The organism is Thermoanaerobacterium calidifontis (genome assembly GCF_055381745.1).
Map to the genome: position 1 here is coordinate 1,291,073 of NZ_AP042436.1, position 19,961 is coordinate 1,311,033.

At 30.9% G+C, this 19,961-nt stretch carries 21 protein-coding genes; 20 read left to right on the forward strand and 1 reads right to left on the reverse strand.

Features of this window, described 5'->3' with window-relative positions; all coding sequences use genetic code 11:
• Window positions 1–26: 26 nt before the first annotated feature.
• Window positions 27–665 carry a hypothetical protein gene (locus ACZ42G_RS06640; RefSeq protein WP_013788005.1) on the reverse strand — a complete coding sequence of 213 codons (639 nt, stop codon included), beginning with the start codon at window positions 663–665 and terminating at the stop codon, window positions 27–29.
• 90 nt (window positions 666–755) lie between these two features.
• Between ACZ42G_RS06640 and surE the strand changes: the two genes are divergently transcribed.
• From surE to ACZ42G_RS06740, 20 genes are all read left to right on the forward strand, one after another.
• A complete protein-coding gene (gene surE, locus ACZ42G_RS06645; RefSeq protein ID WP_464852045.1) occupies window positions 756–1,508 on the forward strand; it encodes a 5'/3'-nucleotidase SurE in 753 nt (250 codons plus the stop codon).
• A gap of 134 nt (window positions 1,509–1,642) precedes the next feature.
• Window positions 1,643–2,506 carry a MurR/RpiR family transcriptional regulator gene (locus ACZ42G_RS06650; protein WP_013788007.1) on the forward strand — a complete coding sequence of 288 codons (864 nt, stop codon included), beginning with the start codon at window positions 1,643–1,645 and terminating at the stop codon, window positions 2,504–2,506.
• Window positions 2,507–2,555: 49 nt separating this feature from the next.
• Complete coding sequence (locus ACZ42G_RS06655; RefSeq protein WP_085111906.1) at window positions 2,556–3,173, forward strand: histidine phosphatase family protein; 618 nt, start codon at window positions 2,556–2,558, stop codon at window positions 3,171–3,173.
• 3 nt (window positions 3,174–3,176) lie between these two features.
• The gene (locus ACZ42G_RS06660) at window positions 3,177–4,394 is read left to right on the forward strand and encodes a BaiN/RdsA family NAD(P)/FAD-dependent oxidoreductase (RefSeq protein ID WP_085111907.1); all 1,218 of its coding nucleotides are present in this window, start codon (window positions 3,177–3,179) and stop codon (window positions 4,392–4,394) included.
• 70 nt (window positions 4,395–4,464) lie between these two features.
• Entirely contained in the window at window positions 4,465–4,929 is a 465-nt protein-coding gene (locus ACZ42G_RS06665) for a hypothetical protein (protein ID WP_464852046.1), read from the forward strand.
• A 117-nt stretch (window positions 4,930–5,046) separates the two neighbouring features.
• Window positions 5,047–5,991 (forward strand): (d)CMP kinase, encoded by a 945-nt coding sequence (gene cmk, locus ACZ42G_RS06670; RefSeq protein ID WP_464852125.1) that lies wholly within the window; start codon window positions 5,047–5,049, stop codon window positions 5,989–5,991.
• Between the two features lie 12 nt (window positions 5,992–6,003).
• Window positions 6,004–6,582: a lysophospholipid acyltransferase family protein gene (locus tag ACZ42G_RS06675; protein ID WP_085111910.1), complete on the forward strand. Its 579-nt coding sequence runs from the start codon at window positions 6,004–6,006 to the stop codon at window positions 6,580–6,582.
• Between the two features lie 9 nt (window positions 6,583–6,591).
• Window positions 6,592–7,443: a 4-hydroxy-3-methylbut-2-enyl diphosphate reductase gene (locus tag ACZ42G_RS06680; protein ID WP_085111911.1), complete on the forward strand. Its 852-nt coding sequence runs from the start codon at window positions 6,592–6,594 to the stop codon at window positions 7,441–7,443.
• A 2-nt stretch (window positions 7,444–7,445) separates the two neighbouring features.
• Window positions 7,446–8,543, forward strand: a complete 1,098-nt coding sequence (locus ACZ42G_RS06685; protein WP_274892762.1) for a 30S ribosomal protein S1 — start codon at window positions 7,446–7,448, stop codon at window positions 8,541–8,543.
• Between the two features lie 97 nt (window positions 8,544–8,640).
• The gene (gene speD / locus ACZ42G_RS06690) at window positions 8,641–9,015 is read left to right on the forward strand and encodes an adenosylmethionine decarboxylase (RefSeq protein WP_013788015.1); all 375 of its coding nucleotides are present in this window, start codon (window positions 8,641–8,643) and stop codon (window positions 9,013–9,015) included.
• Between the two features lie 155 nt (window positions 9,016–9,170).
• Entirely contained in the window at window positions 9,171–9,938 is a 768-nt protein-coding gene (locus ACZ42G_RS06695; RefSeq protein ID WP_274892763.1) for a CheR family methyltransferase, read from the forward strand.
• A 122-nt stretch (window positions 9,939–10,060) separates the two neighbouring features.
• A complete protein-coding gene (gene miaB, locus ACZ42G_RS06700) occupies window positions 10,061–11,476 on the forward strand; it encodes a tRNA (N6-isopentenyl adenosine(37)-C2)-methylthiotransferase MiaB (protein WP_274892764.1) in 1,416 nt (471 codons plus the stop codon).
• Window positions 11,469–11,834, forward strand: a complete 366-nt coding sequence (locus ACZ42G_RS06705; protein WP_274892765.1) for a YlbF family regulator — start codon at window positions 11,469–11,471, stop codon at window positions 11,832–11,834. Before miaB ends, ACZ42G_RS06705 begins: the two co-directional genes overlap by 8 nt.
• Before the next feature lie 35 nt (window positions 11,835–11,869).
• A complete protein-coding gene (gene mutS, locus ACZ42G_RS06710; RefSeq protein ID WP_274892766.1) occupies window positions 11,870–14,443 on the forward strand; it encodes a DNA mismatch repair protein MutS in 2,574 nt (857 codons plus the stop codon).
• A gap of 5 nt (window positions 14,444–14,448) precedes the next feature.
• Window positions 14,449–16,278 carry a DNA mismatch repair endonuclease MutL gene (mutL, locus tag ACZ42G_RS06715; RefSeq protein ID WP_274892767.1) on the forward strand — a complete coding sequence of 610 codons (1,830 nt, stop codon included), beginning with the start codon at window positions 14,449–14,451 and terminating at the stop codon, window positions 16,276–16,278.
• 11 nt (window positions 16,279–16,289) lie between these two features.
• Entirely contained in the window at window positions 16,290–17,240 is a 951-nt protein-coding gene (gene miaA, locus ACZ42G_RS06720) for a tRNA (adenosine(37)-N6)-dimethylallyltransferase MiaA (RefSeq protein WP_085111918.1), read from the forward strand.
• 42 nt (window positions 17,241–17,282) lie between these two features.
• On the forward strand, window positions 17,283–17,537 hold the full coding sequence (gene hfq, locus ACZ42G_RS06725) for an RNA chaperone Hfq (protein WP_013788022.1): 255 nt from the start codon (window positions 17,283–17,285) through the stop codon (window positions 17,535–17,537).
• A 67-nt stretch (window positions 17,538–17,604) separates the two neighbouring features.
• Complete coding sequence (proC, locus tag ACZ42G_RS06730) at window positions 17,605–18,402, forward strand: pyrroline-5-carboxylate reductase (protein WP_085111919.1); 798 nt, start codon at window positions 17,605–17,607, stop codon at window positions 18,400–18,402.
• A complete protein-coding gene (gene rnhA / locus ACZ42G_RS06735; RefSeq protein WP_085111920.1) occupies window positions 18,399–18,860 on the forward strand; it encodes a ribonuclease HI in 462 nt (153 codons plus the stop codon). Before proC ends, rnhA begins: the two co-directional genes overlap by 4 nt.
• Before the next feature lie 84 nt (window positions 18,861–18,944).
• Window positions 18,945–19,928: a tyrosine recombinase XerC gene (locus ACZ42G_RS06740; protein ID WP_274892770.1), complete on the forward strand. Its 984-nt coding sequence runs from the start codon at window positions 18,945–18,947 to the stop codon at window positions 19,926–19,928.
• Window positions 19,929–19,961: the final 33 nt, after the last annotated feature.

Below are 19,961 nucleotides of genomic sequence, written 5' to 3' on the forward strand. Positions count from 1 at the left end.
ATGTTGAGGTACCAAAGTATGGTATCTCAACATTTTACATGTACATAAATAACGTTTAAAAAATTGCTTTTAAATTTGATTATCTTTACTGGACCATTATCAATTTTTTCACCACATTTAAGACAAAAAATATTTTTATTTTTAGTTATTTCTGAGTATGATTCGTCAAACCGTAATGATCCATACTTTATAAAGCTTTTCCAGCCAGTTTTACACAATTTACGCCTATTATCATAGTCAGCATAAACCCACTTTAATAATCTGTGAAAATGAAAAGGATATTTTGTATAACTGAGAAATCTCTTTGAAAGACCAAGAGATAGTGCATAGTTTTCAAAAGTATTCTCTATTCGATCCTGAAGTGGATTCAATATTTTTGTGCTTTTGTAATTATAACCATTAGTTTTTAGATATTCTCTCAAATAGTCAAACATATAACCTCTGCAGACATGTATTTCCTCATTTTTGTCTACTTTCATTTGGTCTAAAAAACCGATTGAAATTTCAGCGGCTTTATGCAAATACAATTTTTTGCTAAAGTTATCCTCCGTATAGTATGTAAGAGGTATTATATCATAATGGTATTCATTAGTTTCGACTCTCATAACACCAATACATGTCCCACCGATTAAGCTTCCACTTCCAGCGTCATCAATCTGTATCACATTATCACTCCTTGCTTATATATTAATTTTATATTAAAATCATATTAATTATTCAGTACATGAATGTAATAATATAGTAGGAGGATGCGTATGAATGTTTTGCTGACAAACGATGATGGCGTTTTTTCTGATGGTATAAACCAATTGGCTGTTTTTTTAAAAGATTATTATAATGTTGTTGTCGTTGCACCTGATAGAGAAAGAAGTGCTGTGGGACATGCCATAACAATGCATAAACCTTTGAGGATTAATAAAATTAAAGATGATGATAACCTTAAAATTTTTTATGCAAATGGAACTCCGTCAGACTGTGTGAAACTGGGAATAGATGTGGTTATGGACAAAAAGCCAGATATTATAATTTCTGGTATTAATAATGGTTTCAATTTGGGTACAGATGTTTTGTATTCTGGGACAGTTTCGGCTGCAATGGAAGGCGCAATTAATGGTTATCCTTCGATTGCCATATCGCTGGAAGCCGGGACAAAATTATCAGACAAAGCGATGCAGTATATAAGGAAGCTTATAGATAATGTTGTACAAAATGGACTGCCAAAGAACTGTTTATTAAATGTAAACATACCGAATGTAAGTGGTGAATTTAAGGGTATAAAAATTACAAAATTAGGTCATCGAAATTATACTGAGAATTTTACAAAAAGAATCGATCCACGAGGTATGGATTATTATTGGCTGGCAGGAAAAGTTTTAGAAAATGCCAATGACGAAGATAGTGATATAATCGCTGTTAAAAACGGTTTTATCTCTATAACTCCAATACAACTCGACTTAACTATGTATAGCTTCATTGGTAATTTAAAAAATTGGGATATGTCTATCTGAATTTTTTGAAGCAAGAAATTTATCATTAAATTTATTGGCATTTTTTATTCATCGATTGCAGGATTTTTTGTTTACGTATAGAATACTTTATATGTGGTACTAATTTAAAATCAAACATAGAAAGGGTATAAACTATGGATAAAAATGCTGATATAATTAAAAGGATTCAAGATAATTATGCACAGTTAAGCAAAAGCCAAAAAATTATAGCAGAATATATAATAAACCATTATGATAAAGCTGCCTTTATGACTGCAGCAAAATTGGGCAATAGCATAAATATAAGTGAATCTACTGTAGTTAGATTTGCAAATACTTTAGGTTATGATGGCTATCCTGAGCTTCAAAGTGCTTTACAAGAATTAATAAAAAACAAACTTACTACTGTTCAAAGGCTTGAAATGACAGATGAAACAGATGAAGTTTCTATTTTGAACAATGTGTTAAAATCTGATATAGAAAATATCAAAGCCACAAAAGAAGAAATAGATAAAAATTCATTCAAGGAAGTGGTTGATAATATCTTTAAGGCAAAGAGAATATACATAATCGGTTTTAGAAGTTCTACTGCCATTGCCGAGTATTTAGGTTTTTATCTGAATTTGATACTTGAGAATGTAATATTAGTAAAACCCGGCATATCTGATGTTTTTGAACAAATGCTTAGAGTAAATTCAGAGGACTTAGTAATTGGTATAGGATTTCCAAGGTATTCAAAAAGGACATTGGAAGTTATGAAATATGCTAAATCTCAAAATGCAAAAATAGTTGCCATTACAGACAGTCTTATATCACCGCTTACTGAAATTGCCGATGAAATACTTTTGGCCAAAAGTAATATGGCGTCTTTTGTTGATTCATTAGTTGCTCCATTGAGTCTTATAAATGCACTGATCGTTTCTGTCGGTATTAGAGAGAAAGATAAGATAACAGATACATTTGAAAAATTAGAAAATATTTGGAATGAATACGGAATATATTTGTCGAAGAATATTTAATTCTATAAGAGTCTAATAAGGCCTTAATTGATTTGCAGGAGGTTTATTGATGTCTACTAGATTGTTTATCGTACGGCATGGTGAAACGTTATGGAATAGGCAAAAAAAAATTCAAGGTGCAAGTGATACTCAACTTTCTGATGAAGGAATGAAGCAAGCTTACTTGTTGTCTCAAAGATTAAAAAATGAAATAATAGATGTGATTTTTTCCAGTGATTTAGACAGAGCATATAAAACAGCAACTTTTATTGCAAAAAACTTTAACTTAGATGTTATAAAATTGCCAGAGCTTAGAGAGATATCGTTCGGTGTTTGGGAAGGGCTTACGGTAGATGAGATAGAAAAATCATATAAGGAATTGTATCATACGTGGAAAACTAATCCGCCAGAAGCTAAAATTGAAGGCGCTGAGACGTTAAAAGCTGTGCAAGATAGGATATTGAATGCCACGAATAAAATCATAGAACAATATAAAAATAAAAATATACTAATCGTGTCACATGGAACAACAATCAAAGCTTTAATTTTAGGTATGCTAAATTTGGATTTAAGTTTTTATCCTAAAATAAGACAAGACAATACAGCATTAAATATAATAGATGTAAAAGATGATGGAAATTGCGTTTTAGTTCTGCTGAACGATACATGTCATTTAAGGGAGCGATAATAATTGAAAAAAGTCTTTGTAATTGGCTGTGGCCCTTCAGGAATGATGGCTGCCATAATGAGTTCTCTAAAAGGCAATGAAGTTGTAATTTTTGAAAAAAATGATAGACCAGGGAAGAAACTCATGATAACAGGAAAAGGCAGATGTAATATAACAAATTCAGCTTCAATAAAAGAAATTATTGAAAATACGCCAACAAATGGCAAATTCCTTTATAGTGCTTTAAATGGCTTTTCTAATGCTGATTTAATTGATTTTTTTAACAAGAATGGTTTAATGACTAAAGTTGAAAGAGGAGGAAGAGTATTTCCTGTTTCAGATAAAGCAATTGATGTACTGGATGTCCTTTTAAGGCTCATTAAAGAAAATCATATTGAAATTAGATTCAATAGCAAAGTTACTGATATACTGATTGATGGTAAATGCGTCAAAGGAATAATTGTTAATGGCAAAAAAGAATTTTGCGACAGTTTAATACTGGCATCTGGCGGAAAATCTTATCCTTCTACAGGCTCAACTGGAGATGGGTATGATATGGCAAAAAAATTGGGCCACAAAATAGTAGAGCCACATCCAGCATTAGTCCCTCTTGTAACCTTCGAAGATGTCAGTGAAATGATGGGATTAACACTTAAAAATATTAATGCCAAATTGTGTATAAATGGCAAATTAGTTAGAGAAGAATTTGGTGAAATGCTGTTTACACATTTTGGATTATCAGGTCCTGTAATATTGACACTAAGCAGCTTTTTTAAAACTGTTGAAGATGGAGATGTTGTAATAAAAATTGATTTAAAGCCTGCTTTAAATCATGAGAAGCTGGATGAAAGGCTTCAAAGAGATTTTAAAAAATATTCTAAAAAAGAGTTGAAGAATTCTTTGAATGATTTGCTTCCACGTTCATTGATACCTTATGTGATAAGGGTAAGCTCTTTAAATCCTGATAAAAGAGTTTCAGAATTATCAAAAGCGGAACGAGGTGCTTTAGTAAATGTTATAAAGGATCTCGCATTTCGCATAAAATCTAAGCGATCTATAAATGAGGCCATAATTACTTCTGGAGGAGTAAGCACTAAAGAAATAAATCCTAAGACGATGGAATCGCGGCTTATTAAAGGACTTTTTTTTGCCGGTGAAATAATTGATGTAGATGCATTGACTGGCGGTTTCAACCTACAAATTTCTTTTTCTACTGGTTATTTAGCAGGAATAAATTCCTGAAAATAAACCTTCTTTGCATTTTCTTATATATTTTGCATAAAATATATAAGAATGCATAAGGAGGATTATTATGGGAAAAAGAGTCAAAAAATCAGCGCGCGTATATTATTTGAGCTTTGACAATATGATAGCCTTTTTTGTCATATTGGGCTTTTTAACTATGGTAGTGACCCAAGTATTAATGTTAAATGATAACATTAGGGTTTTTTTAAATTCTACAGAAAAGATAGAAGGTATAAACATAAACACATATCTATCAAATGATGGAACATTGGAATTGGAATTAATTAATTTGGATAAGGCACCAAAGGCTTTTATATTGATAAATGGAGATCCAAAGTACAGCTTTAAGGAGAAAAAATTAAAAATCAACATAAAACAAGGCGATCTCATTGAAATGGATGGGACAAACTACAATCAAGCACTATATGTTAAAGTAATTGATTCAAGCGACAATGTAATAGAACCACAGAAGACAGCAGTCATAAAAGTCAATGGCGATATAGAAGTCATTGGCGGAGTGAGATTGAGATGATATTGTTATAACACGATTTTTACTATATAATTTATAAAGAAAGAAAAACGGAAAGGAGATTGATGTCTTATAAAAGCCATTAGAGGAGCAATAACAACTGAAAATACTAAAGAAGCAATTTTTCATGACACAATTTCTTTAATTGACGAAATTTTCCGCATCAATAAAATAAAAACCAGTGATGTTATATCTATATTTTTTACTGCTACAAAGGACATTGATGCGGCTTATCCTGCAGAAGCATTAAGACATAATGGAATTTCGAATATTCCAATGATGTGTTTTCAAGAAATGAACGTAAAGAAAAGTCTTGAGAAATGTATCAGAGTCGTAGTGTTTATTAATTGTGAAGATGATAAAGAAGTTAAGCACATATACATGAAAAATGCTAAATTGTTGCGATTGGACTTATTAAATATTAAGGTTGCAATTGACGGCCCGGCTGGTGCAGGAAAAAGTACAGTTGCTAAGGAACTGGCAAAAAAACTAAACTTTACTTACATCGATACAGGGGCTATGTATAGAGCTTTGACGTATAAAGCGGTAATTGAAAATATCAACATAGAAGATAAAAATAAAATAGTAGAATTGGCTTCCAATATTGATATTGAGTTGAAAAACGATAAGGTATTGTTAGATGGTATGGATGTTACAAGCGAAATTAGGACACCATCTATTTCTGAAAAAGTATCATATATTTCAATGATACCAGAGGTAAGAGAAGTAATGGTAAAGCTGCAAAAAAGGCTATCAGATAAGGGTAGCGTCGTAATGGACGGCAGAGATATAGCGACAGTTGTAATGCCGGATGCACAATTTAAATTCTTTTTGACTGCCAGTCCTGAAATTAGGGCAATGCGTAGATACAATGAATTGACAAGCAAGAAAATACCTGTTAAGTATGATGATATATTAAATGATATACAAAAAAGAGATAAGAATGATACTGAAAGAGATGTTGCACCATTAAAAAAGGCTGATGATTCTATTGTTATTGACACTACAAACATGAGTATTGATGAAGTAGTAAACAAAATGTACAATATTATAGCTAATGGGTAAAGGGGGTATCTCATGTTTTATTATATAGCCAAATACATCGTTCTTTTTATTATAAATATAATTTTTAGAATAGAGGTAGATGGCTACGAAAATATTCCTGCTAATGGTCCTGTGATTATATGCCCTAATCATATAAGCTTTTTAGATCCACCAATTGTTGGCGCCATTTTTACCAGAAGAATTTTTTTTATGGCAAAGGCCGAGCTTTTCAAAAATCCTTTATTTAGATTCATATTAAGCAAAGGATTAGGCGCTTTTCCGGTGAAAAGAGGCACATCAGATTTAACCGCTATAAAAATTGCTTTAAATCATTTAAAAAAAGGACATGCTATTGGTATTTTCCCAGAAGGAACCAGAAGCAAAACTGGCCAATTGCAAAAAGCCGAGCCTGGTGTATCGCTTTTATCGGTAAAAGGGAAAGCACCTGTCTTACCGGTCGGGATAAAGTCAAATTATAAACTTTTTTCAAAAGTGACAATAAAGATCGGTAAACCTATTTATTTTGAAGAGTATCAAAATGTACATTTAACATCTCAAGATATGGCAAATATTGGTGAAAAGATTATGCTGGAAATTTCAAAGTTAATTTAGGAGGAAACAATGAAAATATTGATAGCTGACAACGCGGGATTTTGTTTTGGGGTAAAAAGGGCAGTCAAGATGGCCTATGATCAAGTGAATAATAGTGATGATTCTAAGACCTATTCATATGGAGAGCTTATTCATAACCCGCAAGTTGTAAAAGACCTTGAAGACAAAGGAATTAAGACTATAGAACACATCGATGAATTAGATGAAAATAGCAAGATACTTATTAGGACACATGGTATACCTGAAAAAATTTATGATGAATTAAAAAAGAAAAAAGTAGAAATAATCGATATGACTTGTCCTTTTGTAAAAAGAGTCCAAAAAATAGTCAATGGATACTATAAGAAAGGATATTCTATTGTTATAATAGGGGATAGAAATCATCCGGAAGTTATAGGTGTAAATGGATGGTGTAATAATTCAGCTTATGTTATCCAATCAACTGATGATGTAAATTCATTGCCTTTTTTAGATAAAGCCTGTGTTGTTGCGCAGACAACTATAACACAAAAAATGTGGGAAGATATCTTGGCTTTGTTGCATCTTAAAGTCAAAGAATTAATATCATATAATACAATATGCGACGCTACCAATAAAAGGCAATCATCTGCTGAAAAAATATCTAAAGAAGTAGATATGATGATCGTCATAGGTGGAAAGAATAGCTCTAATACGCAAAAATTAAAAAAAATATGTGAAAAGAATTGTGATAAAACTGTACAAGTTGAGAGTGCTGATGAAATTGATTTGATTACTCTAAAAGACGTTAAAACAGTCGGCATTACTGCTGGTGCATCTACTCCAGATTATTTAATACAGGAAGTCATTGATAAGATTACTAGTGGAAGAAAGGAAGAATAAAAATGGATGATTTTATGAATGAATACACTTTTAATGAGATCCATGCCGGTGATATAGTAAAAGGTAAAATCATTAAAATACTTAACGATGGAATTATAGCGGATATCGGATATAAATCTGATGCATTTGTTCCTAAATCGCAATTGTCACTTAATCCAAACATAAAAATAAGCGATGATTTTAATGTAGGAGATGAAATCGATCTATATATAATAAAAAGAGAAGATGAAAATGGTGATGTTTTAGCTTCAAAGGTAAAAGCAGACACCGAATTAGCTGAAGAAAGATTAAATACATCATTTAAAAATGGAGATATATTAAATGGAAAAATAATTGAAGTAGTAAAAGGGGGTGTTGTTGCCGAAGTATTAGGAGTTAAAGCATTTATACCAGCATCACAACTTGATATGCATTATGTGGATGATTTAAACTCATATTTAGGAGAAAAAATTGAAGTAAAAATCATTGATTATATTCCAAGCAAAAAATTAGTTGCATCAAGGAGAATCGTTTTAGAAGAAGAAAAAAGCAAAAAGAAAGAAACTTTGCTAAAGAACATACGAGAAGGGCAAGTTATCAACGGCGTAGTAAGATCAATTGCAAAATTTGGTGTCTTTGTTGATTTAGGTGGTATTGATGGTTTGATTCCATTAAGAGAAATTTCTTGGAGTAAAAATGTGAATATAAATGATGTATTGCATATTGGCGATAGAGTAGATGTTTATGTTGATAAAATAGATCAAGAAAAAATAACGCTAAGTTTGAAAAAGCTTTTTCCAGATCCGTGGGTGAATATTAATGAGAAGTTTAAAGTTGGAGATATTATATTGGGTATTATAACAAATGTGACTACATTTGGTGCTTTTGTAGAGATTTCCGAAGGGTTAGAGGGGTTAGCGCACAAAAATGATTTAATAAAAAATGTCAAAGAGTATAAAATAGGGGACGAAATTACAGTCGAAATAATTAGCTTTGACTCAGAAAAGAAAAAGTTAAGCTTGAAGGAAGTTGAAAAAAACAGTGAATCTTATGACTTAGAAAGAGAAGAATTAAATGTAACAATAAAGGATAGAATACAAAACATAAATAATTATTCATAGGTGTTATGTAAAATACCTTGACAAAAGACAAAAATCTGATAAAATTTATCTTATTGAATATCTATACTTTTAAAATGCGAGGAGGCAAGATAAAAGAATGAATGCTTTGGGTCGCCACATACTGGCAGAGATTTATGGTTGCGATGAAAATGTTCTTGATGATTGTGAATTAATAGAAGACATAATGGTAAAAGCAGCTATAGAAGCAGGTGCCGAAGTCCGTGAAGTTGCTTTCCATAAATTTAGCCCCCAGGGCGTTAGTGGAGTCGTTGTTATTTCTGAATCACATATAACAATTCATACTTGGCCGGAATTAGGGTATGCAGCTGTTGATGTGTTTACGTGTGGAGATAATGTAAATCCGTGGAATGCATGTAATTATTTAACCAAGATGTTGAAGGCGAAGAATATGACTGCTACTGAAGTAAAAAGAGGGGTTTTTGAACAACCTGTCAAAGTTGTAAATTTGTAATTTGCAAAAAAATTATTTTATGTATATTTGACAATTTATGTGTTAATAATATTAATGAACCTCACAAAATACATTGAGACCCCCTTTACATCATTTGAGTGGCTAAGTTTAGCCACTTTTTTTATCATGGTTAGACACTTGGAGGTGTACTTGATTTGAATTATGACGAGTTTTTGCAGAAAATATTTAATTTAACCGGTATAGATTTATCTCTTTATAAAGAAAAACAAATGAAGAGAAGAGTCGATTCGTTTATTGCAAATAACAATTGTAAAAATTACGATGTTTTTTATGAGATACTAACTAAGGATACAAAAATTTACAGAGAGTTTTTGAAATATATTACGATAAATGTGACAGAGTTTTTTAGAAATTTAGAACAATGGATGATTTTAAAAAACGAAATATTACCTAAAATTATCAAAAAGAACATGAAGATTTGGAGTGCTGCTTGTTCTACAGGTGAAGAAGCATATAGCCTTGCTATGTTGCTATCAGATTTTATAGATTTAAGAGAAATCAACATCATTGCTACTGATATTGATGATGTAGTGCTTGAGAAAGCAAAAAAGGGGATTTATAACAATAAAAGTATTGAAAAAATTCCAGAAGAATATATGAAATATTTTACTAAATTAGATGAAAATAATTTTGTTATTTCTGAAGAGTTGAGAAAAAATATTGTGTTTAAAAAGCACAATTTGTTACTTGATAAATATCCAGATAGCGTAGATTTGATTGTATGTAGAAATGTATTAATATATTTTAATGATAAGGCTAAAGAAGAAATTTATAAAAAATTTTATTCTAGCTTGAGTTCAGATGGAATCCTCTTTGTGGGAAGCACAGAACAAATCATTTTTCCTTACAAATATAATTTTGCTCCAATAAAAACTTTTTTTTACAAAAAAATTTCTAAGTGAAATCGAGCTTAATTTTGCATTGTTCTTATAGTATAATATTATTTGAATTAGTGTAAGTCTTTATAGATAAATACAAATATAAGCATTTACAATAGATTTTATTTTGCGGAGGTATGCATCTGATGAGTGAAAGAAAAGAGATTATAGTTGCAGAAGAAGACATAAAAAAACAAAAAGATATAATAAATCAAATGGCTATTTTAAATAAAGATAAATATTTGAAATTTCACATAGAAACATATGGATGTCAGATGAACGTCCATGATTCAGAAAAATTAGCCGGCATGTTAACAGAAATGGGATACCAACATACTGATAATTTAGAGGATGCTGATGTCATACTTTTTAATACTTGCTGTGTCAGACAACATGCGGAAATAAGAATTTTTGGAAGAGTATCTCAGCTTAAAGAGCTTAAACAAAGAAAACCAAACATTATTTTAGGCATTTGCGGATGTATGATGCAGGAAAAAGAAGTTGTAGAGGCAATTAGAAAGGATTATCCATATATTGATATGGTTTTTGGGACGCATAATTTGTTTAAGTTCCCAGAACTTTTACAGGAAGCACTAAATTCCGATACAACAGTTATAGATATTTGGGATGATAATAGCAATATTGTAGAAGATATTCCTATAAGGCGCGCAGAAGGTTTAAAGGCATGGGTAAATATCATATATGGATGCAATAATTTCTGCACGTATTGTATTGTGCCGTATGTGCGTGGAAGAGAAAGAAGCAGAGAACCGAAAGATATAATAGATGAAATAAAGTCTTTAGCCGATGATGGATTTAAAGAAATAACATTGCTTGGCCAAAATGTAAATTCTTATGGCAATGATTTATCGCAAAAGGTGGATTTTGCCGATCTTTTGTATATGATAAACAACATAAATGGCATTGAGAGAATCAGGTTTATGACTTCACATCCCAAAGATATTTCTGACAAATTAATTTTTGCCATGAGGGATTTGGACAAAGTATGCGAGCATTTGCATTTGCCTGTACAGTCTGGAAGCAATAGAATTCTTGAGAAAATGAATAGAAAGTATACGAGAGAAAGGTATTTAGAAATAATAGAGAAACTAAGAAATAATATACCGGATATTGCAATAACAACAGATATTATAGTAGGCTTCCCGGGAGAAACAGATGAAGACTTTCAAGATACATTAGATCTTGTAAAAAAAGTCAAATATGATTCTGCGTATACATTTATTTACTCAAAGCGAAAGGGTACAGTAGCAGAAAAGATGCCTGATCAAGTAGATGAAGATATTAAGCATAAGAGACTTGAAGAACTGATAAAACTGCAAAACTCAATAAGTATAGAAAAAAACAATGAGATGAATGGAAAGATTGTAGAAGTGTTAGTTGAGGGAACCAGCAAACGAGACAGTGATAAGCTTACTGGGAGAACGAGGACAAATAAGATTGTCCATTTCAAAGGAGAACCTAACTTAATAGGTAAATTTGTCGATGTTAAAATAATTGAAACAAAGGCTTGGACTATGCAAGGTGAGTTAATAAGTGAATAAATATAATAAAAATATTATCATTGAAAAAGCAATAGAATTAGGAAAAAGTTTGGCGGATTCTGACGTTATCAGCGAATTAAGGGATGCAGAGATTGCATTTTTAAATGATAAAGAAGCACAATTACTTCTTTCAAAGTTGAAAAAGTATGAAAAAAATGGGAAACAAGGCGTCGAGTTGAACTATCTTAAAGAAGAATTATTTGAATTAGATAGTTATAAGAGACTGATAAATGCACAGAAAGCTTCTAAAGAGTTAATGACTGAGATAAACAGTATATTGAATTTTTATATAAATGGTATAGACCATAAGTGTGATAAAGATTCTTGTGGGAATTGTCATAGGCATTGTGCAAATTGAGTTTTGACTTATCCATAAAATTGGAGGTAGTTTTAATGCCGTATACTCCTATGATGGAACAATATTTAAAAATAAAAGAGAAGTACAAAGATTCGATTTTATTTTTTCGGATCGGTGATTTTTATGAAATGTTTTTTGATGATGCAGTAATTGCATCAAAAGAATTGGAAATAGTTTTGACAGGTAAAGATTGTGGACAAGAAGAAAGAGCACCAATGGCTGGAGTGCCGTTTCATGCCGCAGATTTTTATATAGATAAACTAGTCAAAAAAGGATATAAAGTAGCAATTTGTGAACAGTTGGAGGATCCTGCTTATGCCAAAGGATTGGTAGAAAGAGATGTCATACGAGTTTTTACTCCAGGTACTGTAATAAACACAAATTCATTAGAGGAGAAAAGCAATAATTACCTTTTATCTATATTTAAAGAAGGAGACGGCTATGGATTGTCTTTTGTTGATGTGTTGACAGGAGAATTATTTGTGACACAAATTACAAAGTGTAACGATATAAGAAAAATATACGACGAAATAATGAGATACAGTCCTTCTGAAATAATAGCCAATAATGATTTTTTTGAATTAAAAAGATTAGTGAAAATTTTAAATTCAAGTAAAGTTTTTATAAACAAATATGATAAAGTATTAAATAATGCAGAAGATGTAATAATAACTCAATTTAACAAGTCACTGAAAGATTTAAAATTAGAGAGGAAAAAATATGCAATAAAATCTTTAGCATCTGTTCTTTTGTACTTAAAAGAAATGCAGAAGGTTGAATTAAACCAATTAAACAATTTAACTTATTATGAAGACAATTCTTTCATGTTGCTTGATAATAACACAATAAGAAACTTAGAAATCATATATTCAATAAATAGAGATCATTCTAAAAGTGGAACTTTACTCAGTGTATTAGATCAAACTGTTACACCTATGGGGGGAAGATTACTTAAAAGATGGTTAGAAGAACCCTTAATAGATGTAGAAAAAATCAATTATCGATTGGATTCTGTTTCGGAATTATACAATGATTATAAAGGGCGATTGGATATTAGAGATATTTTAAAGGGGATTTATGATTTAGAAAGGCTTTCCAGCAAATTAGTTTATCAAAATATAAATGCAAAAGATCTTTTATCTATAAAGATCTCAATTGAAAGGCTTCCTAAGTTAAAACAATTGCTTGATAAGTACAATTCTAATTATTTAAAAGAGATATTTAGTAAGTTAGATACATTGCAAGATATACATGATTTAATCGATAAATCAATTAAAGATGATCCATCTTCTAATGTTAAGGAAGGAAATATCATAAAAGATGGTTTTGATAAAAATATTGATGAATTAAGAAGAGCATCGATAGACGGTAAATCATGGATAGCAAACCTTGAAGCATATGAGAAAGAAAAAACCGGCATAAAAACATTAAAAATTGGTTATAATAAAGTATTTGGTTACTATATTGAAGTATCAAAATCATATATTTCATCTGTTCCCGAAAATTATATTAGAAAGCAGACACTTGCTAATGCTGAGAGGTATATTACTCCAGAACTTAAAGAAATAGAAGAAAAAATTCTTGGTGCAGAAACTAAGCTTGTAGAGATGGAGTATGAAATATTTGACCGTATAAGAGAGCAGATAAAAAATGAGATATATCGAATACAGATGACGTCCAGATATATAGCTATTTTAGATGTTCTCGTTTCTCTGGCGACAGTGGCAGAAACAAATAATTATGTTAAGCCTGTGGTAAATAGCAGTGACAGGATTGTAATAAAAGATGGAAGACACCCAGTCATTGAAACGATTATGGATGACTCTTTTATATCAAATGATATCGAAATTGATGGCAAAAAACCTATCATGATTATAACAGGGCCAAATATGGCCGGAAAATCTACTTACATGAGGCAAGTTGCATTGATTGTTTTGATGGCTCAAATTGGCAGCTTTGTTCCTGCATCTTATGCTGAAATAGGTGTTGTCGATAGGATTTTTACAAGAGTAGGTGCTTCTGATGATTTGTTTTCCGGGCAAAGTACTTTTATGGTGGAAATGAATGAGGTATCAATAATATTAAATTCTGCCACAAAAAACAGTTTAATTATACTTGATGAAGTTGGACGTGGTACAAGCACTTATGACGGCATGAGCATAGCATTTGCTATTCTTGAATACATTCATGATAAAATAAAGGCAAAAACCATGTTTGCAACACATTATCATGAATTAACTAATTTAGAAGACAAGCTAGATGGAATTAAAAATTATAATATCTCTGTTGAAGAAACAGATGATGAAATAATTTTTTTGCGAAAGATAATACCTGGTGCGGCAGATAAAAGCTATGGCATTCAGGTTGCAAAATTAGCTGGACTGCCGGATGAACTTATTCAAAATGCGAAAAAAATATTGAATAATTTAGAGAATAGCGACTTAGAAGTGGCCACTACATTTACGCCTACTCAGATTGATATATTCAGCTTAGAAAAAGAAACGTTGATAGAAGAAATAGTTGACTTAGATATAGAAAATATTACACCTATACAAGCTTTAAATTATTTATACGATTTAAAGAAAAAAGCCCTTTCATTAAGGATGTGATCTCAATGAATAAAATCAACCTTTTAGATGATGAGTTGATAAATAAAATTTCTGCTGGTGAAGTTGTTGAAAGACCAATGTCTATAGTTAAAGAACTTGTAGAAAATTCAATAGACGCAGATAGTAAGAACATTACAATTGAAATAATAGATGGTGGAATACCTTACATAAAGGTTTTAGATGATGGTTGCGGTATGAATGAAATTGATGCTGTTTTAGCTTTTGGGCGTCATGCTACAAGCAAGATAAAATCAACAGATGATCTTTTTAACATAGGGACATTAGGGTTTCGCGGTGAAGCATTAGCAAGTATTGCGGCTATATCAAAAGTTTTGTTAAAGACTAAGGAAGAAAATTCCTTGTATGGAACTTTGATTAATGTTGAAGGTGGAAAAATTTTAAAAAAAGTTAAGTGCGGATGCGAGAAGGGCTGTAGCGTTGAAGTAAAAGATGTGTTTTACAATACACCAGCAAGGAGAAAGTTTTTGAAGCGACCATCTACAGAGGCAATGTATATAACAGATATGGTAGCTAAAATTGCCCTTTCAAGGCCGGACATATCATTTAAATACATAAAAGATAAAAGAATGGAATTTATGACGTCTGGAAATAATTCTGTCAATGAGGTCATTTTAAGGCTTTATGGTGACGAATTGTATTCAAATTTGATAGAGACTGAATACAATGATGAATATATGAATATAAAAATATTTTTATGTAAGCCTTCATATACAAGAGGAAATCGAAACATGCAAATTTTATTTGTCAATGGAAGGTTTGTAAAAAACAAAATCTATACAACTGCTGTTGAAGAAGCATATAAAACATTGATTCCAGTAAATAGATATCCTGTTGTGATTACGTATTTAAATATTGATCCTAAAAATATAGACGTAAATGTTCATCCAACAAAATTAGAAGTTAAATTTTCAGACGAAAAGGAAATTTTTGACTCTATATACAAAAGTATAAAAAATGCTTTAAATAGATCAAATCTTATTCCAACTATTAGACATGATATGTTTACATATCCAGATATCACAGAAAATAAAGTAGAAGAAAAATCTAATCCGAAACAGCTTAATATGATAGAAGAAGAGTCAACTAATAAAATATTAGAAGTCTATCCAAATAACAAAAGTTTAGCATCCAACGTAAAGGAAAGCAGCGAAAAGGCTTATTTTGATTACAATGATGTCAATGCTTTCAACAAAGAAATCGAAAATACGCACATAGAAAATTTTAATACATTGCCTGATAAACGTGATGATTATAAAATCGTTGGTGTGATTTTTTCAACTTATATAATTGTAGAAAAAGACGACGTGATATACTTAGTAGATCAACATGCTGCGCATGAAAGGATATTGTATGAAAAGTTTATGAACATGTATAATAATGTTCAGGGAAAACAGACAACTATCCCCATTCTGATAAATATTGAACCTGGTGATGATGTTATAATTAATGAGAACATAGAATTATTTAATAAATTGGGTTATAAATTTGAAAGTTTTGGAAATAATTCAATTATATTAAGAGAAGTGCCGGTTGTATTAGGTCAGCCAGAATCAAGACAACTATTCATTGACATAATTGATAAATTGAAAAGAGATGATTTTAACAAAGACATTAATTTAAAAGAGGAAACAATAATAATGATGGCTTGCAAAAAGGCAGTTAAAGCAATGGACAGTTTATCAAAAGAGGAGATTACCTCCTTATTTAATGATTTAAAAGTTACTGAAAATCCCTATACGTGTCCACATGGGCGGCCGGTAATAGTATCGATAAAAAAATATGAATTAGAAAAAATGTTTAAAAGGATCATGTAAGAGGTGTTTCAATGGCAATACCATTATTAATAATCGTAGGACCAACTGCTTCAGGAAAGTCAAGATTATCTATAGAAATTGCTAAATTTTATAATGGTGAAATAATATCTGCTGATTCGATGCAGATATATAAATATATGAATATTGGAACTGCTAAAGTAACAGATGAAGAAAGACAAGGTATACCACATTATATGATAGATATAGTTGAACCAAACGTTAAATTTAGTGTCGCTGAATACGAGAAAATGGCTAAACCATTGATAGATGATATTTTTAAAAGAGGGAAATTACCAATTGTTGTTGGCGGTACAGGCTTATATGTGGATTCGTTGATTTACATAATGAATTTTTCAGAGTATATTGGCAATGATGATTTTAGATCTGCCCTAAAAAATATAGCGTCTGTTTTAGGCAATGAATATTTATTTGAAAGGTTAAAAATGATCGACCCTAAAACTTATTCTAAACTTCATCCAAATGACTTAAGAAGAGTCATTAGAGCTTTAGAGGTTTACCAATTTACCGGGATACCAATTTCTGTTTATCAGGAATTAAGCAATAAGCGCGTCAATCCAGACTATAATGCTATAATGATAGGTTTAAATTACAGAAATAGAGAAACTTTGTATAAAAAAATTGATGATAGAGTAGATGCGATGATAAAAAATAATTTAATAGATGAAGTGGTAAATTTGCTAAAAATAGGGTATAATAAGTATGGTACATCTATGCAGGCTTTAGGATATAAAGAAATTGTAGAATATCTGGAGGGAAAAGTTTCATTAGAAGAAGCAATTGCTGATTTAAAAACGAAGACAAGGAGGTATGCAAAAAGGCAGATAACATGGTTTAAAAGTTATGAAACCATAAATTGGTTTTATGTTGATGATTATAGTAGCTTTGAAGATCTTGAAAAAAATATTATTTCTTTTTTAGCAGGAAAATTAAAATTTAAGTAGAATATAAATAATTATTAACAACAATAGAAGGGGGATGGCTATATGAATCAAAAAACAGCTATCAATTTACAGGATATTTTTTTAAATCAGGTAAGAAAAGAACATATTGCTGTAACAGTTTATCTGATTAATGGCTTCCAATTAAAAGGCATGGTTAAAGGTTTTGACAATTTTACGGTTGTTTTGGAAACAGATAATAAACAACAGCAGCTTATATACAAACACGCTGTTTCTACAATAACGCCTTTAAAGCCGGTAATTTTTACAACGACTGAGAAGGATGAAAAGCAGCAATAATGTAAGAAAACGCAAAAACAGTATTAGAATAGCTAATACTGTTTTTAAATATTGGAGGTATATGTTTATGAAAATTGGATTTATAGGAACCGGTAATATGGGGACAGCTTTAATCAACGGCTTAATAAATTCTGAGTTTGCCACTGCAAATGATATATATGCCTATGATATTTCGTATGACAAACTTTTAAAATTAAAGGATGAATTAAGCATAAACATATCTAAAAGCAATGTCGATGTGATAAATGAGTGTGATGTTGTTATTTTAGCAATAAAGCCAAATTTATATGATAGCGTCTTGGAAGAAATAAAAAACGATGTAGATGAAAATAAAATTATTATTATAATTGCCCCTGGAATTAGTATTGATCACGTAAAGAGCATTTTAAATAAAGGGAAGATAGTGCGTACAATTCCCAATACACCGGCTTTGATTGGAGAAGGTATTACAGCTATATCGTATCCTGAAGATATATCTTCTAATGATAAAGAAATAGTTGAGAAAATATTCAAATCATGTGGAGAAATAGTTGAGATAAAAGAAAATCTAATAGATGCCGCAATGGCAATATCAAGTTGTAGCCCAGCTTACGTGTACATGTTTATTGAAGCTTTATCTGACGCTGGTGTATCGTTAGGTTTACCGAGAGATGTAGCCTACAAATTGTCTTCAAAAGCTGTTTCGGGTTCTGGTAGTATGGTTTTAAAAACAGGTTTTCATCCTGGCTATTTAAAAGATATGGTTACATCACCATCTGGAACTACAATACAAGGTGTCAGGACTTTGGAAAGGTACGGATTAAGAAGTGCTGTTTTTGAAGCTGTAATTTCATCTTTTGAAAAAGTAAAGGGAAACAAACAATGATAAATATGTCTGATGTTACTATATATACTGATGGCGCTTGTAGTGGTAATCCTGGTCCAGGTGGCTGGGGAGCAATTTTGATTTATAAAGACATAATAAAAGAAATATCAGGCTACGAAGAAAATACCACTAATAACAGAATGGAATTGACAGCCGCTATAGAAGCTTTAAAAATGCTAAAAAGGCCTTGTAATGTAAATTTATATAGCGATAGTAGTTACTTAATAAATGCATTTAATCAAAAATGGATAGACAATTGGCTGAAAAGAGGCTGGATTAAGTCTGATAAGGCTCCTGTGGAAAACAAAGACCTGTGGCTTAAATTATTAGATTTATCATCGATACATAATATTAAATGGATTAAAGTCAAAGGACATGCTGATAATGAATACAATAATAGATGTGATAAACTGGCCACTGATGAGATAAAAAAACATCAAATTGGAGTTATAAAATAATTTTTTAAATCAACACCCAATTATACGAAATAACTATTTCGTATAATTGGGTGTACATAAAGTTCATAGAGGTGAATTTTTGATATGTTTATCTCAACTAAAGATAATTTAGAATTACCTCCTATTCTTGAAGAATTCTTAAACTATTTTTCTACTATAAAAGCTAGATCACCTAATACTGTTAAAGCCTATTTATACGATTTAATTTTGTTTTTCAGATTTATAAAGGTTAGAAAAAATCTATGCTCTGATTCGGATTTTGATAACATCGATATTAGCGATGTTGATATCTCTCTCATTGAGTCGATCGATTTAAATGATTTGTATGCTTTTTTATCTTTTGTCACACATGAAAGATCTAATACTCCTCCAGCCCGCGCTCGCAAAGTTGCAAGTTTAAGATCTTTTTATAATTACCTATACGCAAAAAGAAAAATAATAACAAAAAACCCTGCTTTGGAATTAGAGTCACCTAAGCTTGGCATTAGACAGCCTGTATATTTGACATTAGATGAAAGTGTAAAATTATTAAACTCTATTGATGGAGAATTTAAAGAGCGGGATTACGCCATAATCACCTTGTTCTTAAATTGTGGACTTAGACTGTCAGAATTAGCAAATATAAATATTAGCGATATTAAAGATGATAAACTTACTGTTATTGGAAAAGGAAACAAACAGAGGACTGTTTACCTTAATGATGCGTGTATAAATGCCATAAACGATTATTTAAAAGTTAGGCCACATGACGGCGTTAAAGACAAAAAGGCATTGTTTTTAAGCAAAAGATTGCAAAGGATAAGCATTAAGACTATACAATACATCGTTAAAAAACATTTAAAAGACGCTAATCTTGATGGCAAAAAGTATTCTACTCATAAACTTAGGCATACGGCAGCGACGCTTATGTACAGATATGGAAAGGTTGATATCAGAACATTACAAAGGTTATTAGGACATTCTAACGTATCAACTACACAGATATATACACACGTTGATGACAGTCAACTGAGAGACGCTGTAAGTAAGAATCCCCTCTCTGAATTGAATATTGATAATAAGAACTAATGTTTGATTAAATTGTGCCTTTGTGTTATAATA